The 23,322-nt window shown below is 71.7% G+C and carries 22 protein-coding genes and 1 tRNA gene; 15 read left to right on the forward strand and 8 right to left on the reverse strand.

What is annotated here, in order from left to right; translation table 11 throughout:
- Positions 1 to 11: 11 nt before the first annotated feature.
- Together M1P99_RS17880 and nadA are read right to left on the reverse strand one after the other, a co-directional pair.
- Complete coding sequence (locus M1P99_RS17880; RefSeq protein ID WP_304453741.1) at positions 12 to 1,457, reverse strand: sigma-70 family RNA polymerase sigma factor; 1,446 nt, start codon at positions 1,455 to 1,457, stop codon at positions 12 to 14.
- A 160-nt stretch (positions 1,458 to 1,617) separates the two neighbouring features.
- Entirely contained in the window at positions 1,618 to 2,616 is a 999-nt protein-coding gene (gene nadA / locus M1P99_RS17885) for a quinolinate synthase NadA (protein ID WP_304453742.1), read from the reverse strand.
- A gap of 198 nt (positions 2,617 to 2,814) precedes the next feature.
- Here nadA and M1P99_RS17890 point away from each other — a divergent pair, with 198 nt between their 5' ends.
- Positions 2,815 to 3,489, forward strand: coding sequence for an NUDIX domain-containing protein (locus tag M1P99_RS17890; RefSeq protein ID WP_304453743.1), 675 nt, complete (start codon positions 2,815 to 2,817; stop codon positions 3,487 to 3,489).
- Positions 3,490 to 3,506: 17 nt separating this feature from the next.
- Here the strand turns inward: M1P99_RS17890 and M1P99_RS17895 are convergent, their stop codons facing one another.
- Positions 3,507 to 4,589, reverse strand: a complete 1,083-nt coding sequence (locus tag M1P99_RS17895; protein ID WP_304453744.1) for an IS630 family transposase — start codon at positions 4,587 to 4,589, stop codon at positions 3,507 to 3,509.
- 148 nt (positions 4,590 to 4,737) lie between these two features.
- Here M1P99_RS17895 and M1P99_RS17900 point away from each other — a divergent pair, with 148 nt between their 5' ends.
- The 5 genes from M1P99_RS17900 (at position 4,738) to M1P99_RS17920 (ending at position 9,156) form a co-directional block, all read left to right on the forward strand.
- Positions 4,738 to 5,409 (forward strand): HAD family hydrolase, encoded by a 672-nt coding sequence (locus M1P99_RS17900; RefSeq protein WP_304453745.1) that lies wholly within the window; start codon positions 4,738 to 4,740, stop codon positions 5,407 to 5,409.
- Positions 5,410 to 5,574: 165 nt separating this feature from the next.
- On the forward strand, positions 5,575 to 6,690 hold the full coding sequence (locus tag M1P99_RS17905; protein WP_304453746.1) for an ABC transporter ATP-binding protein: 1,116 nt from the start codon (positions 5,575 to 5,577) through the stop codon (positions 6,688 to 6,690).
- Positions 6,687 to 7,490, forward strand: a complete 804-nt coding sequence (locus M1P99_RS17910) for an ABC transporter permease (RefSeq protein WP_304453747.1) — start codon at positions 6,687 to 6,689, stop codon at positions 7,488 to 7,490. Before M1P99_RS17905 ends, M1P99_RS17910 begins: the two co-directional genes overlap by 4 nt.
- Positions 7,491 to 7,492: 2 nt before the next feature.
- Positions 7,493 to 8,197, forward strand: coding sequence for an ABC transporter permease (locus M1P99_RS17915; RefSeq protein WP_304453748.1), 705 nt, complete (start codon positions 7,493 to 7,495; stop codon positions 8,195 to 8,197).
- Between the two features lie 53 nt (positions 8,198 to 8,250).
- Complete coding sequence (locus M1P99_RS17920; RefSeq protein WP_304453749.1) at positions 8,251 to 9,156, forward strand: ABC transporter substrate-binding protein; 906 nt, start codon at positions 8,251 to 8,253, stop codon at positions 9,154 to 9,156.
- A 120-nt stretch (positions 9,157 to 9,276) separates the two neighbouring features.
- Here the strand turns inward: M1P99_RS17920 and M1P99_RS17925 are convergent, their stop codons facing one another.
- Together M1P99_RS17925 and sppA are read right to left on the reverse strand one after the other, a co-directional pair.
- Positions 9,277 to 9,735: a flavin reductase family protein gene (locus tag M1P99_RS17925; protein ID WP_304455742.1), complete on the reverse strand. Its 459-nt coding sequence runs from the start codon at positions 9,733 to 9,735 to the stop codon at positions 9,277 to 9,279.
- 20 nt (positions 9,736 to 9,755) lie between these two features.
- Positions 9,756 to 11,492 carry a signal peptide peptidase SppA gene (gene sppA, locus M1P99_RS17930; protein ID WP_304453750.1) on the reverse strand — a complete coding sequence of 579 codons (1,737 nt, stop codon included), beginning with the start codon at positions 11,490 to 11,492 and terminating at the stop codon, positions 9,756 to 9,758.
- Positions 11,493 to 11,681: 189 nt separating this feature from the next.
- Between sppA and M1P99_RS17935 the strand changes: the two genes are divergently transcribed.
- The 4 genes from M1P99_RS17935 (at position 11,682) to M1P99_RS17950 (ending at position 16,881) form a co-directional block, all read left to right on the forward strand.
- Entirely contained in the window at positions 11,682 to 12,371 is a 690-nt protein-coding gene (locus M1P99_RS17935; protein WP_304453751.1) for a hypothetical protein, read from the forward strand.
- A 161-nt stretch (positions 12,372 to 12,532) separates the two neighbouring features.
- On the forward strand, positions 12,533 to 13,840 hold the full coding sequence (locus tag M1P99_RS17940) for a pitrilysin family protein (RefSeq protein WP_304453752.1): 1,308 nt from the start codon (positions 12,533 to 12,535) through the stop codon (positions 13,838 to 13,840).
- A gap of 82 nt (positions 13,841 to 13,922) precedes the next feature.
- On the forward strand, positions 13,923 to 15,263 hold the full coding sequence (locus M1P99_RS17945) for a pitrilysin family protein (RefSeq protein ID WP_304453753.1): 1,341 nt from the start codon (positions 13,923 to 13,925) through the stop codon (positions 15,261 to 15,263).
- A 388-nt stretch (positions 15,264 to 15,651) separates the two neighbouring features.
- Positions 15,652 to 16,881 (forward strand): serine/threonine-protein kinase, encoded by a 1,230-nt coding sequence (locus M1P99_RS17950; protein WP_304453754.1) that lies wholly within the window; start codon positions 15,652 to 15,654, stop codon positions 16,879 to 16,881.
- A gap of 364 nt (positions 16,882 to 17,245) precedes the next feature.
- Here M1P99_RS17950 and M1P99_RS17955 read toward each other — a convergent pair.
- Together M1P99_RS17955 and bcp are read right to left on the reverse strand one after the other, a co-directional pair.
- Positions 17,246 to 17,320, reverse strand: a tRNA-Leu gene (locus M1P99_RS17955).
- A 66-nt stretch (positions 17,321 to 17,386) separates the two neighbouring features.
- Positions 17,387 to 17,869 carry a thioredoxin-dependent thiol peroxidase gene (gene bcp, locus M1P99_RS17960; RefSeq protein ID WP_304453755.1) on the reverse strand — a complete coding sequence of 161 codons (483 nt, stop codon included), beginning with the start codon at positions 17,867 to 17,869 and terminating at the stop codon, positions 17,387 to 17,389.
- 221 nt (positions 17,870 to 18,090) lie between these two features.
- Between bcp and M1P99_RS17965 the strand changes: the two genes are divergently transcribed.
- From M1P99_RS17965 to M1P99_RS17975, 3 genes are all read left to right on the forward strand, one after another.
- Positions 18,091 to 19,191 (forward strand): CDP-alcohol phosphatidyltransferase family protein, encoded by a 1,101-nt coding sequence (locus M1P99_RS17965; RefSeq protein WP_304453756.1) that lies wholly within the window; start codon positions 18,091 to 18,093, stop codon positions 19,189 to 19,191.
- Positions 19,192 to 19,207: 16 nt separating this feature from the next.
- On the forward strand, positions 19,208 to 19,603 hold the full coding sequence (locus M1P99_RS17970) for a DUF3618 domain-containing protein (RefSeq protein ID WP_304453757.1): 396 nt from the start codon (positions 19,208 to 19,210) through the stop codon (positions 19,601 to 19,603).
- Positions 19,604 to 20,004: 401 nt separating this feature from the next.
- Positions 20,005 to 20,520: a hypothetical protein gene (locus tag M1P99_RS17975; protein WP_304453758.1), complete on the forward strand. Its 516-nt coding sequence runs from the start codon at positions 20,005 to 20,007 to the stop codon at positions 20,518 to 20,520.
- Here the strand turns inward: M1P99_RS17975 and M1P99_RS17980 are convergent.
- The gene (locus tag M1P99_RS17980; RefSeq protein WP_304453759.1) at positions 20,490 to 21,719 is read right to left on the reverse strand and encodes an alanine racemase; all 1,230 of its coding nucleotides are present in this window, start codon (positions 21,717 to 21,719) and stop codon (positions 20,490 to 20,492) included. The two genes, M1P99_RS17975 and M1P99_RS17980, sit on opposite strands and share 31 nt — an antisense overlap.
- Positions 21,720 to 21,913: 194 nt before the next feature.
- Here M1P99_RS17980 and purU point away from each other — a divergent pair, with 194 nt between their 5' ends.
- Both purU and M1P99_RS17990 read left to right on the forward strand, forming a co-directional pair.
- Entirely contained in the window at positions 21,914 to 22,801 is an 888-nt protein-coding gene (purU, locus tag M1P99_RS17985) for a formyltetrahydrofolate deformylase (RefSeq protein WP_304453760.1), read from the forward strand.
- A 284-nt stretch (positions 22,802 to 23,085) separates the two neighbouring features.
- Positions 23,086 to 23,286, forward strand: coding sequence for a CsbD family protein (locus tag M1P99_RS17990; protein ID WP_304453761.1), 201 nt, complete (start codon positions 23,086 to 23,088; stop codon positions 23,284 to 23,286).
- The last annotated feature ends 36 nt before the right edge of the window (positions 23,287 to 23,322 follow it).

A 23,322-nucleotide genomic window follows, 5' to 3' on the forward strand; every position in this document is an offset into this window, starting at 1 on the left:
ATCCCCGGGCGTCAGCCACCGCCCGCGAGGAACTCCCACAGCCCGGTCAGCAGGCCGCCGCCCGGGTCGTCCGAGGGGATCTCGCCCTCGTCTCCTTCGCCCGCCCCGTCCCCGGCGCCTTCGGGCGGCTCGTCCGAGGGCGACTCGCTGGGGGTTGCCGGGGCGGTCGGTTCCGTCGATCCGCCCTGCTCACCGTCCCGCTCGGGTGCCCGGGGCTCCTCCTGCGCGGACGGCGACGGGTCGCTCGCGCCCTCCGTGGGCGCCTGATCGGCGGTGTCCTGGGTCGTGACCGTGCCGGGTGCCTGGGTGGTCCGGTCGACGGGGCCGGCGGCCGGTTTGCCGTCCGAGGCCGTCGAGACGGCTTCCACCTCCGTCGACGGGCTCGGCCGGGTGTCGGCCGGGCCGGTTCCGATCACGGCGGTGGGCCCGCCGACGGCGCTGGCCCACGACCACAGGGCGACCGCCATGACGACCGTCGCCACGCCCGAGACGGCGGGGAGCGGCCACCTGCGGCGGGTCGTCCCCTCCTCGTCGGTGCCGTGCGCGGAGTCGTCGGGGCCGGCGAGCCGGGTGACGGTCTCGGTGCGCACGGGGTGGTCGCGGGTGGTGAGACGGTCCCCGGGCAGGGCGCGCGGCAGAGGTTCGACGACGGGCTCGGCGGGCGCGGCGGCCTCCTCCTCCACCGGCCTGGTCAGGCGTGAGCGGTGCAGTGGGTAGCCGTCGCTGGTGAGCGGGTGCATGGTCGCGGCGATCCGGTCGCGCTCCTCGGCCAGCGCGGGGTCGGTGCTGGTGAGCACGATCTGGGCGCGCAGTGCGGGCGGCGGGCCGGGCGGGCGCAGCAGGGACAGGGCGGAGGAGACCTGGTGGACCTTGGTGCGCCATCCGGTGGTGGCGGGGTCCTCCTCGCCCAGGGCCAGGGGGCGCTGGTGCGGGTCGATGCCCTCCAGACCCTCGGCGGCGCGGCGGATCGCCGACCGGGAGAGCTCGCCGCAGATCTGGTCGTCCAGGCCCAGCACGCGGGCGACGGCGCCGTTGGACAGGGCGTGGCGCAGGTTGAGTTCGACCAGTTCGCGGTGGCTGGCGGGCAGCCGGGAGAACATGCGGGCGACGGGCGCCTCGGCGGGCACGGTGGCCAGACGGGTGTAGGGGCAGGTGTGCGCGAAGCCGCGCCGCTGGCAGGCGGAGCGGGTCAGTGCGTAGAGCCAGGGGCCGCGGTCGGCGGGGTCGGTGCGTTCGCGCTCCAGGACCACGCCCGCGACCAGGGCGTCGTGGACGGCTTCGGCGACCGGGTCGCCGGTGTCCTGTGGCGCGGACCCGGCGTGGAGGGGCGCGGTGGCGCGCGCGGGGTCGGCGCCGCCGCCCAGCAGTGACCAGGCGTACCGGTACAGCGCGGGTGCGAAGGCGTCGTAGAGCGCCTCGACTTCCGCCGGTTCGTCGGATTCGTTAACTCTGGTCACGTTTCTCCCCCGCTTCCTTCCGTGAAGGTAGCGGGGGGAAGCGTGCGACGTGGGTGAAATGGCGAGCTGTGGCTTGAAGGTAAGCCTTCTGTAACCCGAATCCCGTCCGCGCGGCCCCGAAACACCCCTGTGGGCCGCGTTGACCAGGGCGGTTGCCCCGCTACTCGCCGCCCCGGGAGGGCGAACCGATCGCGACCATGCGCTCGACCGACCGGCGGGCGCGCTCGGCGGTGAGCTCGTCGACCGTGATCTCGGTCGTGCCGTGGCGCAGCGAGTCGAGCAGGTTGTCGGCGTTGATCATCTTCATGTAGTGGCACTCGGCGCGCGAGTTGACCGCCTCGAAGGTCGTGGTGGAGTTGGCGTTGCGCAGCTGGTGCAGCATGCCGGTCTCGGTCGCGATGAGGACCTTGGAGGCCGTGGTGTTCTCCGCCGCGGTGAGCATGCCGCCGGTGGACAGGACCTTGACGCGGTCCTGGGGCACCGCGCCGCTGCCCACGAGGTAGAGGGCCGAGGTGGCGCAGCCGCACTCGGGGTGGACGTAGACCTCGGCGTCGGGCTCGGCCGCCACGCGCTCGCGCAGGGTGTGGCCGTCGATGCCCGCGTGCACGTGGCACTCGCCCATCCAGATGTGGATGTTCTCCCGGCCGGTGACCCGCTTGACGTGGGCGCCCAGGAACTGGTCCGGGAGGAAGAGGATCTCGCGGTCCTCGGGGATGGAGCGGATGACGTCGGCGGCGTTGGACGAGGTGCAGCAGATGTCGGTCTCGGCCTTGACCGCCGCGGTGGTGTTGACGTAGGCGACGACGACCGCGCCGGGGTGCTCGGCCTTCCAGGCGCGCACGTCCTCGGCGGTGATGGTGTCGGCGAGCGAGCACCCGGCGTTGACGTCGGGCAGCAGGACGGTCTTCTCCGGAGCGAGGATCTTCGCGGTCTCGGCCATGAAGTGCACGCCGCAGAAGACAATGGTGCCGGCGTCGACGCTCGCGGCGAGGCGGGACAGCGCGAGGGAGTCGCCGGTGTGGTGGGCGACGTCCTGGATTTCCGGGCGCATGTAGTTGTGCGCGAGGATGACGGCGTCGCGCTCGTCTGCCAGGCGACGGACCTCGGCGGCCCATTCCTGCCTGGTCATGGTGTCCGCGGTAGCGGTGACCGGTGCCATGTCCTACTACTTCCTCGAGGCTGTGGGCACGCCGTACTGGCGCCGTGCCGTGGGCGGTCTGTGCAGTTGAGCGGTTTTCGTCTGTCAGGCACAAACCTAGTGAAGAATAACATGGCGGGGAACGGAAGGGACAGGGTGGATATCCCGGAAGCAAACGGACAGGCGGCGGATCCCGCACGAACCACGGCCGGCGGGGCGATGCTGTCCGCCCATGAGGCGCTGGCGGTGGTGCTGCAGATTCGGGCCGGTGAGCTGTGCGTTCTGCTGTGGCGAAGGGCCCTGCCCCCGTGCGAGGGGGAGTGGGCGCTGCCCGGCGGCCGGCTCGGGCCGGACGAGAGCCTGGGCGCCTCCATCCGACGTCAGCTCGCCCAGAAGGTCGACGTGCGTGATCTGTCCCACCTGGAGCAGTTGGAGACGCGCAGCGACCCCGACCGGCACCCGCTGCGGCGCACGCTGGCCACGGCCTACCTCGGACTCGCGCCCGCCCACATCGACCCGGTGGTGCCCGCCGACACCGGCTGGCACGCGGCTGCCGACCTGCCGCCCATGGCCTTCGACCACGCCTCGATCGTGCGCTCGGGACGCCAGCGGCTGCGCTCCAAGCTGAGCTACACCAACGTGGGCTTCGCGCTGGCGCCGCCGGAGTTCACGATGTCGGAGCTGTCGGGCTACTACCGGGCGGCCCTCGGGCACGACGTGGCGGCCACGAACCTGCGGCGGGTCCTCCTGCGGCGCGGCCAGATCGAGGAGACCGGCCGCTCGGTCCCCTCCGGCCGCTCGGGTGGGCGCCCCGCCGCGCTGTTCCGCTTCCGCGTGCGGGGGCTGGAGGTCACCGACGCCTTCGCCGTCCTCCGCCCACCCGAGCGCGGCTAGTGTTCTGATTGGTTAGTTCACTTGCTGATGCGTTGGCAGTATGAGGCGATGCTGTCGAGGATCTCCTCTGCGGTCTTGGTCCACACATAGGGTCGGGGATTCTCGTTCCAGGACGCGGCCCAGGCGCGGATGTCCTTCTCCAGGGCCTGGACGCTGCGGTGGGTGCCGCGGCGGATCAGCCGGTTGGTGATCTCGGCGAACCACCGCTCGACCAGGTTCAACCAGGAGGAACTGGTCGGGATGAAGTGCAGGTGGAACCGGGGGTGGCGCAGTAGCCACCTTTGGATCTCGGGGGTCTTGTGCGTGGCGTAGTTGTCCAGGACCAGGTGCACCTGCAGGTCCGCGGGGACCTCGCGGTCGATCTTGGCCAGGAACTTCTTGAACTCGATGGCGCGGTGGCGGCGGTGGATCGAAGTGATCACCTGCCCTGTGGCGGTGTCCAGCGCGGCGAACAGGCTGGTCACCCCGGCACGCACGTAGTCATGGGTGGCCCGCTCGGGGGTGCCGGGCATCATCGGCAGCACCGGCTGGGTGCGGTTGAGCGCCTGGATCTGGGACTTCTCGTCCACGCACAGCGCCACCGCCCGTTCGGGCGGGTCGAGGTAGAGGCCGACGACGTCGCGGACCTTGTCGATGAAGAACGGGTCGGTGGAGATCTTGAACTGTTCCCGCCGGTGGGGCTGCAGGCCGAAGGCGTTCCAGATGCGCCACACCGCGTTCTGGGTCATGCCTGTGTGCTGGGCCATGGAGCGCGTGGACCAGTGGGTGTCAGGGGCGGGTGTGCTCTCCAGGGTGGCGGCCACCACCGCCTCGACCTGGGCGTCGGTGATCGTGCGCGGCCGTCCGGGCCGGGGTTCGTCGGTCAGGCCGTCCAAGCGGTGCGCGATGAAGCGCTGGCGCCACTTGGTCACCGTGGGCGCCGATACTCCTACCGCGCGGCGGACCTGGGCGTTGGACAGGCCTTCGGCGCAGGCGAGCACGATCCGGGCCCGCAGGGCCAGGTCCTGTGCGGTCTTGCGTCGTCTGACCCACCGCTGGAGCTCGGCGCGTTCTTGGTCGCTCAGCTCCAGCGGGGGCAGCTTCGGTCCAGGAGCACTCATCCTGCAACCATAAACGAAATAACCAATCAGAACACTAGGGCGTGCTCCGCGGATGCCGCCCGTCGCGGGCTCCGGGCGCGCGTCCGCCCGGACGCCCCGCCGTACCCGGGCAAGGGAAAGGGACGAACAGGGCCTAGACTCTGCGACTGTGGCAATTCGTACTGTGGTGTTCGACGTCGGCGAGACTCTGGTCGACGAGACGCGGATCTTCGCGCGCTGGGCGGACAGGTTCGGCATCCCGCACATGGCGTTCTTCGGCACCATCGGCGGTGTCATCGCCTCCGGCGGGACCCTGACCGACGGCTTCCGCCTGCTCGTGCCCGGGTTCGACCTGGCGGTCGAGAGCGAGCGCTGGCGGGCCGACGACCCCGACGGCGAGCGCGAGCACTTCGACGAGCGCGACCTCTACCCCGACGTGCGGCCCGCGTTCAAGGCCATGCGCGAGGCCGGGCTCTCCCTGGTGATCGCCGGCAACCAGCCCGTCGAGGCCGGTCCGGTCCTGGCCGCGATGGAGCTCGGCGTGGACGGGATCGGCATCTCCGACGACTGGGGCGTGGCCAAGCCCGACTCCGCGTTCTTCGACCGGACGCTCGAACTGGCCGCGCGGTCGCGGCCCGGCCTCTCCGCCGACGAGGTCCTCTACGTCGGCGACCGCGTCGACAACGACGTCCTGCCCGCCGGACGCGCCGGCATGCGCACCGTCCTGCTGCGGCGCGGCCTGTACGGCTACCGCCACGCCGCCGCGCCCGACGCCGGGCGCGCCGACGCCGTCCTGGACGACCTGCACCAGCTCACCTCGTGGATCGCCGAGCGGCCCTGACCGGATCGCCCCGGGCGCGTACGAACACCTGTCCGCCTTCTCCGCGGTGAGCGGCGTGTCGACCGTTTGATCCCCCTAAGCGTGGGTAACGTGCGGATCTGCGGGCGCCACACCGCCCCCAGAGGCGGACCTCCCGCACCCCTGCCCCGAATGGAGACGACCCCGATGATCACGTTCGAGGGCGCGGCCAAGCACTACCCCGACGGCACCGTCGCCGTCGCCGGCCTCGACCTGACCGTCGAGACCGGGCGGACCACGGTCTTCGTGGGGCCCTCCGGCAGCGGCAAGACCACCTCCCTGCGGATGATCAACCGCATGGTCGAACCCACCGCCGGGACCGTGCGCATCGATGGCGACGACATCCGCGGGCAGGACCCGGCGGTCCTGCGGCGCTCCATCGGCTACGTCATCCAGCAGGCCGGCCTCTTCCCGCACCGCACCGTCCTGGACAACATCGCCACCGTGCCCCTCCTGCTCGGATGGCGGCGGCGCCGGGCGCGGGCGCGCGCCGCCGAGCTCATGGAACTCGTGGGCCTGGAGCCCTCCCAGGGGCGCCGCTATCCCCACCAGCTCTCCGGCGGGCAGCAGCAGCGGGTGGGCGTGGCCCGCGCCCTGGCGGCCGATCCGCCCGTCCTGCTCATGGACGAGCCCTTCAGCGCGGTCGACCCGGTCGTGCGCGCCAGCCTCCAGGACGAACTCCTGCGCCTGCAGAAGGACCTGCGCAAGACCATCGTCTTCGTCACGCACGACATCGACGAGGCCGTGCGCCTGGGCGACCGCATCGCGGTGTTCCGGCCGGGCGGAGTGCTCGCCCAGTACGACGCCCCCGAGCGGCTGCTCGCCGCCCCCGTCGACGGCTTCGTGGAGTCCTTCATCGGCTACGACCGCGGCGTGCGCCGCCTGTCCTTCTTCCCCGCGCGCGATCTGACGCTGGACGACGGCGCCGTGTTCGAGGAGGAGGACCGGGTCGAGCGCGCCCGCACGGCGCTGGAGGCGACCGGCCTGCCCTGGGCCCTGGTCGTGGCGCGCGACCGTACGCCTGTGGGATGGGTGAGCGACCGGCAGCTGGCCGAGGCGCCCACCGGGGTCGTGCTCGGCGGCCTGGACCTGGCGCCCTACGGCCACACCTTCGACGTCGCCACGGACTCCCTGCGCGCCGCCCTGGACGCGGCCGTGCTCTCCCCGGCGGGGCGGGCCGTCGGCGTGGACGAGGACGGGTGCGTGGTGGGCTTCGTGTCCCAGGAGGACCTGGGCGCCGCGATCTGGTCGGTGTCGGAGTGAACGCGGCGTGGGACTGGGTCCTCGGCGTCATCGGCTGGGCCGTGGCCAACTGGAGCTACCCCGGCGAGCCCGACCGCGGGATCCTGCCCCGTCTGCTGGAGCACATGCGCCTGGCCTACGCGCCCATCCTGCTGGGCCTGCTCGTGGCCCTGCCGCTCGGACTGGCGTGCGTCCGCTGGAAGCGCCTGTACCCGCCGGTGCTGACCGGGGTGAACGTCCTGTACGCGGTGCCCTCGATCGCGCTGTTCTTCCTGATGCTGCCCTACACCGGCTTCAGTGACTGGACGGCGGTGGTACCGCTGACCGTGTACACCCTGGTGATCCTGCTGCCCAACGTGGTCGACGGGCTGCGCCAGGTGCCCGAGCACGTGCGCCAGGCGGCCGTGGCCATGGGCTTCGGCCCGCTGCGCCGCCTGGTGTTCGTGGAGACGCCCGTGGCGGTCCCGGTGATCATCGCCGGGCTGCGGGTGGCCTCGGTGGCCACCATCAGCATGGTCAGCGTCGCGTCGCTGATCGGCCTGGGCGGGCTGGGCCGGCTCATCCTCAGCGAGGGCTTCCGCCGACAGTTCGACGCGCCCATCGTCGTGGGCATCGTGCTGACGGTGCTGCTGGCACTGGTGACCGACGCCGTGCTCGTGCTCGCCCAGCGCCTGCTCACGCCCTGGACGCGCCGTGACGGCGGCGCGCGCGGCGGGCGGGGGGTCCGCGCGAACGGGCGCCGGCGGCGCACCGCCGCGGCGGTGCCGGCCGAGGACGCGGCCGTGGCCGCCGACCTGACGGCCGCCGCGGGGAGGGGATAGCCATGGACATCCTGTGCGCGATCGACACGGGCGTGCTGTGCGGCGTCGAGCGGTGGTTCACCGACCCCGCCCAGTGGGCCGGCCCGGCGGGCATTCCGGCGCGGCTGGCCGAGCACGTGTACTACTCCGCGCTGGCGCTGCTGCTGGCGACCGTGATCGCCGTGCCCCTGGGCCTGCTGACCGGGCACACCGGCGTGGGCGGCTTCCTCACCACGAGCCTGGCCAACTTCGCCCGGGCGCTGCCCACCATCGGGGTGCTCTTCCTCATCGTGCTGCTGGCCGGGATCGGTCTCGTGCCGGTCCTGTGCGCGCTGGTGGCGCTCGCGGTCCCGCCGATCCTGGTCAACACCCACGAGGGCGTGCGCGGCGTCGAGCCGCGGCTCAGGGACGCGGCGCTGGGGATGGGGATGCGCGGCCGCGAGGTCCTGTTCAAGCTGGAGCTGCCGGTGGCCACGCCGCTGGTCCTCATCGGTATGCGCACCGCGGCCGTGCAGGTGGTGGCCACCGCGACCATCGCCGCCTACGTGGGCGTGGGCGGACTGGGGCGCTACATCGTCGACGGCCAGGCCCGGCAGGACCTGTCGATGATGCTGGGCGGTTCGATCCTCGTGGTGCTGCTGGCCGTGGCCACCACGCTCCTGTTCGCCGGGCTGCGCCGCGCGCTGGTCGCTCCGGGACTGCGTGCCGAGACCGCGTCGGCCCGTTAGCCGAGCCGATCCCGGCCCCAAGGCCGTGACGGTGACGAGAGAGAGGTTGGGACATGCACAAGAGGATCGCCCTCGTCGGGCTTCCCCTGGCGCTGATGCTGAGCGCGTGCGGTGGAAGCGATCCCTACGAGGAGGAGTCCGGGGAGGGCGGTGGCGGCGGGGCCGGCACCGTCGTCATCGGCTCCGCCGACTTCCCCGAGAGCACCCTGCTGGCGGAGATCTACGGGCGCGCGATGGAGGCGCAGGGCGTCGACGTCGAGTACCAGCTCAACATCGGTAGCAGGGAGGTCTACTACTCCCAGATCGAGTCGGGCAACCTGTCGGTGTTCCCCGAGTACAACGGCGCGACCCTGGCCTACCTCGACGAGGACGCGCCCACCGGCAGCAGCGAGGAGACCAACGCGCTGGTGGAGGAGGCGCTGCCGGACTCCCTGGAGATCCTGGAGTCCTCCAGCGCCGAGAACAAGGACTCGGTGACCGTCACGAGGGAGACCGCGCAGGAGTACGGCCTGGCCAGCCTCGAGGACCTGGCCGAGGTCGCCGACGAGCTGGTGTTGGGCGGGCCGCCGGAGTTCGAGACCCGCCACCAGGGCGTGGTGGGCCTGGAGGAGGTCTACGGGGTCGAGTTCCAGGAGTTCCGTTCGCTGGAGGTCGCGCTGTTGACCCAGGCGCTGCTGGACGGTGACATCCAGGCCGCGAACCTGTTCACGACCGACCCCCAGATCGCGGTGGAGGACTTCGTGGTGCTGGAGGACCCGGAGAACCTCTTCGGCGCGCAGAACATCACGCCGCTGATCCACTCCGAGCAGGTCGACGAGACCGCGCGCGAGGCGCTCGACTCCGTCTCGGCCGCGCTGACGACCGAGGCGCTCACCGCGCTCAACGAGCGCGTGGTCGTGGACAACGAGAACGCCGCCGACGTCGCCCAGGAGTGGCTGGAGGAGGAGGGGCTCGGGTAGGGTTCGGGGCACTTCAGACCGAGGCCTGGTGGGTCCGCGAGGAATGAGCGGACCCACCAGGCCCCTTTGGCCCTTCCGGGCCTTCCAGGCCTCGCTGGGCCCCCTCCAGGTACTCGGTGCTCAGCCCAGTGTGTGGTAGCGGCCTGACCAGCGGACGAGGGACGGGCCGGTGCCGCGGACCTCGGGGAGCCCTGTCACGTCGGCGAAGAAGACGACGTGGTCGCCCACCTCCACGCGCCGGCGCACCGAGCACTCCAGCGCGGCCAGGGCGTCGTCGAGGACGATCGCGCGGGTGTTCTCGCCCCGGTGGTGCGGCTGCCCTGTCACCAGCAGCCGGGCGCTCGGTCGGCCCTCGGCGGAGAAGCGGCCCGCCAGCGCGCGCTGGCCGGCGCCCAGCACGCTCACGGCGAACGCGCCGACCTCCTCCATCACCTCGGCCATGTAGCCGTCGGCGGAGACGCTGACCGAGACCACGGGCGGGTCGGCCGACACCGAGGAGAACGCGCTCACGGTGGCGCCGACGTCGTCACGGCCGTCGGCGACCGTGACCACGGCGACGCCGGTCGCCAGCGCCGACATCGCGTCCAGGTAGGTGCCGGTCAACGGACCTCCCAGTCGCCAGCCATCGTCAGAGCGCCCCCGGCGGGCAGGCCCAGCGCCCGTGCGGCGTGCTCCAGCGGCCCCCAGGCGCTCCACGCCTCCAGGGTGCTCTGCGGCTGCGCCGACGCCAGGTCCTCGCTCGACTCGTGCGGCCGCAACCGGTCCAGCGGGTGCGCGCGCGGGAACGCCCGCAGGGGCAGCGCGCCGGCGTCCGCCTTCTCCCTGGCCAGGCGCACGGCCGTCTCCAGCCCGCCGAGTTCGTCGACGAGACCGCGCTGGTGGGCGTCCTGGCCGGTCCAGACCCGTCCGCGGGCCACCTCGTGCACCTCGTCGCGGGTCATCCGGCGCGCGTGGCCGACCTTGGTGAGGAAGTCCTCGTAGATCTCGTCCAGCAGCGCGTTGACCCGCTCCCACTCGGACTCGGTGAAGGGGCGGTCGGTGTGGAACATCCCGGCGTGCTCGCCGGTGCTCACCGAGTCGGTGGTCACACCGAAGCGCTCCATGAGGGGTCCGAGCACCGGCTTGGCCGTGATGACGCCGATCGAGCCGGTCAGCGTCCCGGGCTGGGCGACGACGGCGTCCGAGCCCAGGGTCACGTAGTAGCCGCCCGAAGCGGCGAAGTCGCCCATCGCGGAGATGACCGGGATGCCCTGTTCACTGGTCAGCGCGGACTCGCGGCGGATCGCGTCGGAGGCGGTGGGCGAGCCGCCCCGGCTGTCGACCCGGAACACCACGGCCTTGACCTGCGGGTCGCGGCGCGCGGCGCGGAAGGCCGCGGCGACGGTGTCCGAGCCCATGACGGTGCCGCCGCCCAGCGGCGAGCGTCGGGAGCGGCCCAGGCTGATCGTCCCGTTGGCGCTGATCAGCGCGATGTACCCGGGGCCGCCCGAGATCCGCGGCCGGGGCACGGGCGCGTGCTTGCGGTGGTGGCGGGTGACGAAGCGCAGTTCCGGGGCGGGGGCCTCGGGGTGCCGTCGGCGCACCGTGCCCAGCAGGTCGGCGTAGACCTCGTCGCGGTAGGCGAGACCGTCCAGGAGGCCGGCCTCGACCGCCTCGCCGGCCAGCAGGGGCCCGCTGGAGACCAGGGCGCGGACCCTCTCCTCGGTGAGGTCGCGGGCCCGGGCCACGGCTTCGACGATCTGGTCGCCCAGCGACGTGACGATGCGGTCGCTGGCCTCGCGGTGGGCGTCGGTGAAGCCGGTCTCGGTGACGCCGTTGGCGGCGTTCTTGTACTCGTGGCGCGTGCCGACCTCGAAGCTCACGCCGAGCTTGTCCACCGCGCCCTTGACGAAGGTGCTGCGCATGATCAGGCCGGTCAGCCCCAGGACCCCGGTGGGCGCCATGACCACCCGGGAGAACGCGCACGCCAGGTAGTAGGGCAGGTTGCCCGTGCCTGCCTCGCCGAAGGAGTCGGCCCAGGCCACGGCGGGCTTGCCGGTGGCGCGGAAGTCGGCGACGGCGTCGCGCAGCTCCTGGACCTTGGCGAACCCGAGCGAACGCGCGTCGACCCGCACGATCAGGGCTGCGACCTCGGAGTCCCGGGCGCCGCGGCGGATCCCCTCGACGACGTCGAGGTAGTGCTGCCGGCGGCGGTTCATGATCTGGCTGACCGGGTCGGGCGCGGCTTCGTCGGCGACCCCTTCGGTCAGGTCCAGTTCGAGGACCAGAGGCCCGTGGGCACGCGGTCCGAACCGGGCGAGGGACAAGGGTTCCGTGATCTTCGAGAGGTCGACCATGGGCCCAGCGTAGTAGCCCGCGTCCACACTCCCCGGCCTCGAACCGCACGAGCGGACGGGCCGGTTCGGACGGGGCCGCCGGCCGCCGCCGGACGTGCGCGGGTGCGGGCCTCTCCAGGCGCGCCCCGGTCCCCGATGCCCTAAGGTCAACTGTGGTTCGAGCACCGGCACGGCTGAGAGGGACGAGGCATGGCTGGCACGACGGACGGGCACGTCCAGGGGCGGCGGCTCCGGGCGCACGGCGCACGCGCCGGTGCGGGAGCGGCGGCGGCCGCCGCGGTGCTGGTGCTCAGCGCCTGTTCCGGCGGTTCGGAGGACGGCGGGGCCGAACTCGAACGCGGCGAGAGCGGGGTCATGCCCGCGCTCGAGCGCCCCGGACCGGAGGGCTTCACGAACACCGAGGTCGCGGGTGTCACCGTCGACGTCCCCGACGACTGGGAGACGCAGAACGAGGGCGGGTCGCTGTGCATGACGCCGCCGGGGCAGCCCGCGTGCGCCTACGGTTCGGTCCGCCTGACCCCCCACGCCGCGCAGAACCACCCGCAGGACTGGCCGAGCAAGGGCGACGCCTTCCATGACGACGACGGCTGGGCGCACGAGACCGACCAGTGCCGCAGCCTCAACACGGCCGCCTCCGGCGACATCGGTGTCGACTCGGCCGCCATCTCCTACCAGGGCCTGTTCGAGCACGCCGACGGGCTCAAGTCCAACCACACCCTGTGGAACGTGACGTGCGTCAATGACGACGCGTTCGAGGTGCGCATGTGGTTCCTGCCCATCAGTGACGTCCTGCTGTACGTGTGGTCGGCCGACTCCCAGTACGACGCGGTCTACGACCAGATCGCCGCCTCGATGGACACCACCGGGTACCAGGACTGAGCCCGGCGGGTCCGTGCGGGGGACGTTCGGGGCGAACGGTGTCCGATTGTTCGTTCGGGTGTCCCAACGCTCCGGTGAGGCCGTAGGGTCGTAGGCGTCACACGGCGTTCGGCGGTGACGACGGCAGTTCGGCTACGGCGGGGAATCGGGGTGCAGCACTGGTGACGACCATCGGAGCAGCGGGACGGGTAGGTCAGTACACGCTCGACAACGGGTTGCGTCTGGTGACCGCGCCGGCCTCCACCGGCCAGGTCGCCTCCGTCAACCTGTGGTACGGCGTCGGCTCCCGCCACGAGGTACCGGGCCGCACCGGTTTCGCGCACCTGTTCGAGCACCTGATGTTCCAGGGCAGCGGCAACGTCACCAAGGGCGAGCACTTCGAGGAGGTCGAGCGGCTCGGCGGCGACATCAACGCCTCCACCTCCACCGACCGCACGAACTACTACGAGACGGTCCCCGAGCACGCCCTGGACCGCGTCCTGTGGCTGGAGGCCGACCGCCTGGAGACCCTGCGCGACGGCATGACGCAGGAGGTCCTGGACAACCAGCGCGACGTCGTCAAGAACGAGCGCCGCCAGCGCTACGACAACCAGCCCTACGGGACGGCCCTGGAGCGCATCCTGCGGCTGGCCTACCCCGAGGGCCACCCCTACCACCACCCCACGATCGGATCCATGGCCGATCTGGACGCCGCCGACCTGGACTACGTCAAGTCGTTCCACAAGGCCCACTACGGGCCGGACAACTGCGTGCTCACGGTGGTCAGCGACCTCGGTTCCGAGGACGTGCTGGCGCGTGTGGAGAAGTACTTCGGCCACCTGCCGGCCCGCGACTTCGTCCCCGAGGCTCCCGACGCGTCGCTGCCCGAGCCCCTGGGCGGGCCCGTCCGCGACGCCGTCACCGAGACGGTGCCCGCCGCCGGGGTGTTCCTCGGCTACCGCGTGGCCGCCTACGGCGAGCGCGAGTTCGACGTGATGCACCTGGCCTCGGCCGTCCTGGGGCAGGGGCAGGGCAGCCGCCTGTACCGCTCCCTGGTGGTCGACCGGCCCATCGCCGCCGACGACGGCGGCGGCGCGGCCGACATCCTGCCGTTCCGGTACACCGACAGCCTCCTGCTGGTGAACATGCTCGCCCGTGAGGGCGTCAGCGGCGACGTCCTGGAGGAGGCCATGCGCGAGGAGCTCGCCAAGCTCGCCGGGGGCATCACCGAGGAGGAGCTCGACCGGGCGCGCGCCGTCCTGGAGCGGGACCACCTGCAGTCCATCTCCAGCCCCTCCGGGCTGGCCGACTCCATCGGCTCCTGCACCCAGCTGTTCGACGACCCCGAACTCGCCTACACCTGGCCCGAGCGCTGGGCCGACATCACCGCGGAGGAGGTGCGAGCCGCGGCGGAGCGCCTGCTGGTCGACGACAACCTGCTCGTGGTCCGCTTCGACCCCGAGACGGCCGGAGCCGACACCGCCCCGTAGGCCGTGCGGGCGGGGCCCTCGGCCCCGCCGCCCCCTGGCCCTGTCACCGCGTCACCGCTAGCCGCAGAAAGAGCCACAGAGCATGCTCCGTCCCGACCTCGGTACCCCAGCGTCCTACACCTTTCCCAAGCCCCAGCGGATCACCGTCGGAGGCGGCACCGTCGTCGCCATCGACGTGCCCGGGCAGCGGCTCGCGTCGCTGCGCCTGGTCCACCCCTACGGCGGCGCCGTCGAACCGTTGGACGCCATGGGCGTCAGCTCCCTGACCAGCGAGGTGCTGGAGGACGGCCCCGACGGCAACAGTTCCCTGGCGCCCGCCCTGGAGCGCCACGGCGCCGAGTGGGTGTCGCGGGTCAACTGGGACGGGTTCATCACCGGCCTCGACGCCCCGGCCAACCGCCTGGGCGAGGCCGTGCGCCTGTTCGCCGACGCCGTGCGCCGCCCCGCGCTCACCGCCGACGACATCGTCCGACGCCGCGACCAGCTCCTGGAGCGGTTCTGGCTGGAGGCGGCCTCCGCCTCGACCCTGGCCATGCGCAGCCTGGGCGGCCAGCTCTTCACCGGCCGCTACGCCACGCCGCTGGCCGGCGGTCCGGTCAAGCTGGCCGAGGTCTCCCCCGAGGCCGTCGCCGCCTTCCACGCCGACTCGATCGCCTCCGTGGCCGGCACGCTGGTCGTGGTCGGCGACCTGTCCGGGGTCGACCTGGAGGACCTGGGCAAGACCGTGTTCGGCGACGCGATCGCCACGCCGGTGCGCGAGGTCGAGGCTCCCGCGCCGCCGCCGGGCGAGCTGCCCCGCGTCCTCATCGTGGACCGGCCCGGTTCGGTGCAGTCGGCCCTGGTCATCGCGCACCGCGCCCCGTCCCGGTCGCAGGTGGACCTTCCCCGGGCCGAGGGCATCAGCGAGGTGCTCGGCGGGCTGTTCACCTCCCGGCTCAACATGGAGCTGCGCGAGCGCCTCGGCTACACCTACGGGGCGGGGTCCCGGTTCGACCTGCGCCGCGACTGCGGGGTGTTCTTCGCGTCCACGCAGGTGGAGGCGGACACCACGGCGCACTCGATCACCGCGTCGCTGGAGCAGATCGCCAAGCTGCGCTCCTCCGGCGTCACCGCCGAGGAGCTGGCCTCGGTGCGCGACTCCAACACGGTGGGCCTCCCGGTCAGCTACTCCACCGCTCGCGCCATGGCCTCCGCCCTGGTCGACATGGTGGTGCACGACCTGCCCGACGACTACGTGGACCGCCACCGCGCCGGGTACGAGGCGCTCACCGAGGAGAAGCTCAACAGCGCCGCGCAGGAGTACCTGCACCCGGAGGAGGCGGTCGTGGTCGTCGTCGGCGACGCCGAGCGCCTGAGGGGGCCGCTCGCCGACACCGGCGCCGGACCGGTCGAGGTCCGCAGCCCGGAGTCCCTGTGGTCCTGAACCGGAGCCTGTCCCTGACGTGATCCGGTGCCGTGCGGGCCCCGGCGGCGCTGCGCCGGGGCCCGCACCGCACCGCCGTCGGCCCCTCTTTCCGCTGGTGGGCAAGGCAGGGTAAGGGAGAGGCACGTCACTGCATACACAGGGTTTCGTTGGACATAACGAAAGCGAACCTATGTGCCAGTGTTATGGCAACTACCAACGTGGACCAGACGTCCTGCTGGTATAACGAGTGATCCGTGCACCTACGTGGTGACAGCGACCGCAATGCTCCGCAGGAGGCCACCATGGCCGGTGAATGGACCCGTGGATAACCGTGTCCTCCCTAGACAACCCCCACACCCGGCGACCCGAGGCGTCGCCCGGCTCAGCACGCCCGGAAGGTGCCACCATGGACGGCTCCGGAGCTGACGGCCGACTGCTGAAGGGGCGCTACCAGCTCACCTCGGAGATCGCCCGGGGCGGTGTCGGTACGGTGTGGCGCGCCATCGACCTGGTCATCGACCGCGAGGTCGCGGTCAAGGAGCTGCGGCTGCCCGCGGACCTGAGCCGCTCCGAGCGCGAGGCACTGCTCCAGCGCACCACCCGCGAGGCCCGCGTCGCCGGCCGGCTCACGCACCCCAGCCTGGTCACCGTCCTGGACGTGGTGGACGAGGACGACCGGCCGTGGATCGTCATGGAACTGGTGGAGGCCTCCACGCTGGAGGAGCTCCTCAGGGTGAGCCCCCTGCCCTACCAGCGGGTGGCCGAGATCGGACTGCAGCTCATCGACGCCCTCAAGGTCGCGCACGCCGAGGGCATCGTGCACCGCGACGTCAAGCCGGACAACGTGATGATCAGCCCGCAGGGGCGGGTCGTGCTCACCGACTTCGGGCTGGCGGCCTGGAACGGCGAGTCCGCGCTGAGCGAGTCGGGCCGCATCATCGGATCACCGGCCTACATTCCGCCGGAGCGGGCCAAGGCCGGACCGGTCGGCCCGGAGTCGGACCTGTGGTCGCTGGGCGCCACCCTGTACGCCGCGGTGGAGGGCCACCCGCCCTACGACCGCAAGGGCTACATCAAGATCCTGCGCCAGGAGCAGTTGGACGAGCCCGCGGAGGCGGCCAGCGCCGGTCCGCTGGCGCCGGTGCTCGCGGGCCTGCTCAAGGTGGAGCCGGGGGAGCGTCTGACCGCGGAGAACGCCACCAAGATGCTGCGGATCGCCGCGCTGGCGCCGTGGGCGCCCGAGACCAGCCCCGAGACGGCGGCCGAGGGCAAGGCGACCCCCGCCGAGCCGCGGCCGGGCCGGGGCGCCGCGTCCAGGCCCGTCGGCAAGGGTGTGGACGCCGACGAGGACGTCGAGGACGAGGAGGACGAGGGCCACGAGTCCGCGCGCGATCAGGCCCGGGAGCACTTCCGAGCCGGGGGCCGGGTGCTGGCCGAGTCGCTCAACGAACGGCTGCGGCACAGCCCCGAGGCGATGAACTCGATCATGACCTCGATCCGCGAGTCCACGGACACACTGGGGCTGACCCACTCGGGCCGGCACGCCGAGCAGAGCCGTCTGCCGGTGGTGGCCGCCGTGGTCCTCGGAGTCGCGGTGCTGCTGGCCATCGTGCTGTGGGCGCTGATGGGGCGCTGAAGGGCGCGCCGGGTCCTTCGTCGTCGACTTGCCTTGCTCGCAAGCTCGCTGCGGCCCCGTCTCCTCCTGCAGGCCCCGGCGCGCCCTTCAGCCGTGCTTTCCTTGGGCCTCCGCTCGTGCCCACACCGTCGCCCGCCACCACCCTCAACGGACGCCTGCGGCGCAGTCCTTCCTGGTTTGGCCCGATCAACCCCCCTGGGGTCGGGGTGGGCTGAACGCCGACGTTCGACCCCCTGGGCACCTGTGGGCTCAACGCCGACGTTCGCCCCTTGGCTGTCACGTGGGGGAGGGGGCCCGCGTTTCCTGCGGGGGCGGGTGGAACGCGGCGAGGCGCGCGGACCGGGTCCGCGCGCCTCGTGCGACGTGGGGCCGGCGGGACTCGAACCCGCACTGTACAGCACCTAAAGCTGGCGTCTCCTGCCAATTGGACTACGGCCCCGCCGGGGACCACCTTACCGTCCCCTGGCGGAGAGCCGACTCGGGCGTGCGGCCCGGAGTCCGGCGGCTAGACGCCCAGTTCCCGCTTGATGCGGTCGACGTGGCCGGTCGCCTTCACGTTGTAGAAGGCCCGCTCGACCTTGCCGTCGGTACCGACGATGATGGTGGAGCGGATCACGCCCTGCACGACGCGGCCGTAGTTCTTCTTCTCCCCGAAGGCGCCGTAGGCGCGCAGGGTCTCCTTGTCCGGGTCGCCGAGCAGGGTGAAGGTGAGGCCCTCCTTGTCCCGGAACCTGGCGAGTTTGTCCGCGGTGTCGGGGGAGACGCCCAGGACGGTGAACCCGGCGGAGTCGAAGTCGCGCAGGTTGTCGCGGAAGTCGCAGGCCTCCGTGGTGCAGCCGGGCGTCATGGCCGCGGGGTAGAAGTACAGCACGACACGCTTGCCGGTCTCGGCCAGGACCTCGCTGAGGGTCACGGGCTTGCCGTCGGCGTCGTCGAGGGTGAAGTCGGGTGCCGGGTCTCCGGTCTCCAGACGGATCGGGTCGCTCACGTGGTGTTCCGTTCCTCTCGGGGTCGTGTGCCCCTCACACTAGCCATCCTGTCGGAGCGGGCGCTCGCGGTCTGTTGCGATTCCGGTTCGGTTGGTTCTCCGGGGCGGTGACCAGCCCTCTGATCACCTATTGTTGACCGCACTCATGTTCTGGCTGCAGATGACCTCCAGCAGCAGGTTTCCGGAACACATCCGCTTCGCGTTGGGGAGTATTGGCGACGATGCCTGGATTCACACTCGACGAGGTCAGGACCCGTACCCTCAAGGAGCGCGACTCCTGGTGGACGGTCTTCCTCGTGGACCCGATGGCGATCCGGCTCGTGCGTGTGGTGGCGAACCGGACGTCGGTCACGCCCAACCAGCTCACGGTGGCCGCGCTCTTCCTCGGGCTGGGCGCCGCGGTCTGCTTCGCGCTGGGCTACCGCCAGGCGCTGGCCCTGGGCGCCGTGCTCTATTTCCTGTGCTTCGTCGTGGACTGCGTGGACGGCAAGCTCGCGCGGCTCACCGGGTCGGAGTCCCTCATCGGCGCGTGGATGGACTACGTGTCCGACCGCTTCCGCGTGCTGGTGTGCGCGGTCGCGCTGATGGGCGGTCAGTACGTGCTGGCCCAGGAGGAGAACCCCGACTCCGCGCCCGTGGTCTACGTGTGGCTGGCCCTGGCCGTGGTCTTCATCGACATGCTGCGCTACCTGAACGCGCTGCAGGTGTACAAGCTGCGCCGCGAGATGCGCTCGCACCTGGCCGCCGCTCTGGAGCGGGCGCGTGCCACGCTGTCGATGCTGGAGCCCGACGACCGGGCGGGGGAGCGGCCGATGAGCGACGGGGGCGAGCAGGCCGTCCTGCGGCACGGCATCAGTGTGTTGGAGCAGATCCTGCACAGCCAGAACGAGCGTGAGGCGCGCAACCACCGCACGGCGGGCAAGCAGCCGGACCTGACCCTGCCCAAGGTCGACCTGCACCAGGAGTTCCGGACCCGCTTCCCCTGGTACCAGCGGTTCTGGGGGGCGCTGAACGCCCGTCGGATCCGCACGCACCTGGTCGGCGGCATCGAGTTCCAGATGGCGGTGTTCGTGATCGCGCCGCTGGCGATGGCGGTCTTCGCTATGCCGTCGCTGGTCGGCTGGATCGCTGCGGTCGCGGGCGTTTTGCTTCTCGCGTTCGAGATCGCCATCATCTATAAACTGTGGTTGTCCACGCGGGACTTCTTCCGCGTGGTCGACGGAATCGACGGCGCGCTGAGGTTCTCCGGTCCGTCCGACGGCGCGGAGGATGAGGGCCGGGGCACCGGCTCGGACACGGGTTCCCAGACCACGATGCGCTGATGGAGAGAGGCTGCCCATGACGGCACGCGACACCGAACCGCGCCAGACCCCGGCCGAGGTCCAGGCCGAGATCGACCGCGAACAGCGGCGACTGGCCGAGACCCTGGACGAACTCGGCGAGCAGGCCCGCCCCGCGAACATCGCGCGCCGACAGGTCGCCAGGGCCAAGGAGCGGGGGACCCGTCTGGTGGACGAGGCACGCGCCCTGGTGGTCGGCGGCACCGTCCGCGTGGAGAGCCACCTCGTGGAGCCCGAACAGGGCAGCATCCGCCTCAAGGGCGACGACGAGGTGGTGGCCACCTATGAGTCCCGCGGGAAGATGTCGACCGAGGCCCTGCTGCTGATGGCCGGCATCGGCGCGGTCGTCACCGTGGGCGTGGTTGCCTGGGCTGTACGCCGCAGGCGCGGTTAGAACATCGCTGGGAGGGGCCCGTGCACCGGCGCGGGCCCTTCGGCGTGTTCGGCGAAAACCCGTTGTACGGCGCTCGGGCGGCTGGGTAGCGTCGCGGCCATGACCGAGGACTGGCTCCGCCTCAACCGGGAGAACTGGGACGACCGGGCGCGTGTGCACGCCGACAGCGACTTCTACGACCTGCCCGGGTTCCGCGCGGGCGCCTGCACGCTGCGGGAGTTCGAGCTTGCCGAGGTCGGGGACGTCTCCGGCCGCAGCCTTCTGCACCTGCAGTGCCACATGGGCCAGGACACGCTGTCCTGGGCGCGCCGCGGGGCGGCGGTGACCGGTGTGGACTTCTCCGAACCCGCGATCCGCACGGCCCGGGGGCTGCCGAGGACATCGGGAGGTCGGCCCGGTTCGTGGTCTCCGACGTCTACGGTGCGCCCGATGCCCTGGGCGGTGAGCGCTTCGACATCGTCTACACGGGGATCGGCGCCCTGGTGTGGCTGCCCGACCTCACCCGCTGGGCGGAGGTGGTGGCCGCCTCGCTCGACGTCGGCGGCTTCCTCTACCTCGCGGAGTTCCACCCCCTGACCGACATCCTGGGCGACGACGGCCTCAGCGTGGAGGAGGGCTACTTCGACGACGGGGCCGAGGTGAGCGACTTCCCCTTCACCTACACGGGCGGCGGTGAACTCGCCAGCACGGTGACGGTCGAGTGGCGCCACCCTCTCGGGGACGTGGTGACCGCCCTGGCGGACGCCGGGCTGCGGATCGAGTTCTTGCACGAGCACGACGCCACGCTGTTCCAGCGCTACCCCGGACTGCGGCGTGACGGGGCCGGGCTGTACCGCTTCCCGCCCAGCCATCCGCGCATCCCGCTGATGTACTCGTTGCGGGCGCGTCAGAGGAAGGTCCGGCCCTCGCCCCGGTAGGTGGGTGCCGTGCCCAGGTAGGCGCCGGTGTCGGAGTCGACCAGGTGCAGGGTGTCGAAGCGCTCGCACAGCTCCCCGGCCTTGGCGTGGCGCATCCACACGCGGTCGCCGATTCCGAGCCGGTCGGCCGCCGCGCCCAGCAGGGGGGTCTGGACCTCGCCCGCGCCCTCGTTGGCGGTGAGGGACAGCCCCGCGGGCAGGTGCGGCAGCGGTGCCCGGAACCGGTCGGCGGGGCCGGAGGCGGGGTATCCGCCGCCGAGCACCGTGGCCACCCCTCGGGCGGGGCGGCGCACGACGGGGAGCGCGTAGAGCGCGGCGGGGCGCCCGTCGAAGGACCGGTAGTGGTCGAACAGGTGAGGGTGGAAGAGCCCGGACCCGGCGGCGAGTTCGGTGACGGCCCGCTCCCGGCCGGTCGTGTGCAGGCTGCCGGTGCCGCCGCCGTTGACGAAGCGCGGGTCGGCCACCGCGCGCACGGCCCGTACGATCGCGGCGCGTCGCCGGGCCAGCTCGATGGCGGAGCGGCGCTGGATACCGCGCAGGAGGCGGCCGTACAGGGGCCGTCCGGGCGGGGCGTCGCCGACTCCGGCGATCTGGCCCTCGTAGGCCATGATGCCGTCCAGGACCAGTTCCGGGCGGCGCTGGACGGCCAGGGCGAGAGCGGAGGCCTGTGCGGGTGTGCGGATGGGCGAGCGGTAGCTGCCGATGCGCGCGGCGGAGCCGAACGGCTGCCAGCTGGTGTCGATGTCCAGGCACACCCTGATGCGCGGGGGCCGCGGGGTGTCGGAGGCGGCTTCGGCGACGGCGGAGGCGATCAGGTCCAGGTGGGCGGTGTCGTCCACCATCAGGGTGATGACGCGGGCGGCGCCGGGGTCGCGGGCGAGCCGGACCAGGGCGTGGCGGTCGGCCGTGGGGTAGGCGACGAGGATGTCCTGGGCCAGGGGGTCGTCCGGGCCGCCGGAGGCGAGCCAGAGGGCCTCGGGGAGGGTGAAGGCCATGATCCCCGCGTAGCCGGGCAGTTCCAGGACGGTCCGGAGCAGGTCACGGCTGCGCACGGACTTGCTGGCGACGCGCACGGGTCGGCCGTGCGCGCGCCGGGTGAGCGCCGCGGCGTTGGCGCGGAACGCCGCGAGGTCGACCATGGCGAAGGGGGGCTCCAGGTCGCGTGTGGCGGCGTCGTAGGTCTCGCGCAGGCTTGTCATGGCACGAGGATGCCAGAACGTGAATGTTTTTCATATTGTCCGGAGTGCACGATTTCTCCTTGATGGGGCGTTCGCCGCCGTGAGCGGGTCGCCGGTCGCCGCGGTGCGGGATCGGGCCCACGGCTTGCGCGGGGTCGATACCCTGGTATGTCACGGCTGATCAGCCGGTCCGATCCCAGGAGTGGAACCTTTCCATGAGTGAGCGCGAGTACATTCTGACCCTTTCGTGCCCCGACAGCCGGGGCATCGTCGCGGCGGTGGCCAACCTGCTGTCCGACCACGGTTGCAACATCACCGAGAGTCAGCAGTACGGCGACCACTACACCGGCCGGTTCTTCCTGCGGATGCAGTTCCTCGCGGAGTCAGGTGCGGACGGCGTGGTGGGCGAGGACGTCCTGCGAGGGGCGTTCGCCGCCCTGGCCGGGGACTTCGGCGAGGGGTCCGGCGACCCGGTCGTGGAGTGGAGCCTGCAGGCGACCGACGCGCGCCCCCGCATGATCGTGATGGTGTCCAAGTTCGGGCACTGCCTCAACGACCTGCTCTACCGCCAGCGCAGCGGCCTGCTGGACGTCGACATCGCGGCGGTGGTCTCCAACCACCCGGACCTGGAGTTCCTGGCCGACTCCTACGGTGTGGACTTCCACCACCTGCCGGTCAACGCCCGGACCAAGCCGGAGCAGGAGGCGCGGCTGCTGGAGCTGGTCGACTCCTACGACGTGGACCTCGTCGTCCTGGCCCGGTACATGCAGGTGCTCTCGGAGCAGCTGTGCACCAAGATGTCCGGCCGGATCATCAACATCCACCACTCGTTCCTGCCGAGCTTCAAGGGCGCCCGTCCCTACCACCAGGCGCACGCGCGCGGGGTCAAGCTCATCGGTGCGACCGCCCACTACGTCACCGCCGATCTCGACGAGGGGCCGATCATCGAGCAGGAGGTGTCCCGGGTGGCTCACACCGACAGCCCGGAGCGGCTGACGGCGATCGGCCGGGACCTGGAGTCCGTGGCGCTGGCGCGCGCGGTGAACTGGCATGCGCAACGCCGCGTCCTGATGAACGGTGGGAAGACCGTCATCTTCGCCTGACCTCCACACGGCCGCGGCCGGGGAGTTTTTTCGGACACATCGGGGCGCCTTCGGGCGCCCCGTCGTCGTTTCTGGGCCCGGGTGGGTTTCCGGACAGGAATTGGGGCACAGATGGTATTGACATGACCTTCGTGACCTGCGAATTATCGCTTAGAGTACCTTGCCTGTAACTCAGAGTGTGTATATGGTGTGAATGGTTCCATACCCGTGCGGTCGCGTGGAGTACGCGGTCTGCGGGTTTCGGTCAGCTAATTCCGGGTCGTGTGACCCGGCAGGGGGCACTCATGGGCAAGCACTTCGACGACGCGGTCGGCAAGGGCAAGGAAGCGTTCGGCAAGGTCACGGGGGACCAGGGCACCGAGGCCGAGGGCAAGGTCGACCAGGCCAAGGGCCAGGCCAAGGACGCCGCGGACAAGGTCAAGGACAAGGCCGAGGAGCTCAAGGGCAAGGCCGCCGAGCGGATCAAGGACACCTTCGACCGCTGACACCGTCACAGACCGTCTGACCACCGCGGAAGGGGA

Origin of the sequence: Nocardiopsis sp. YSL2, assembly GCF_030555055.1 — a bacterium.
Lineage (GTDB): Bacteria > Actinomycetota > Actinomycetes > Streptosporangiales > Streptosporangiaceae > Nocardiopsis.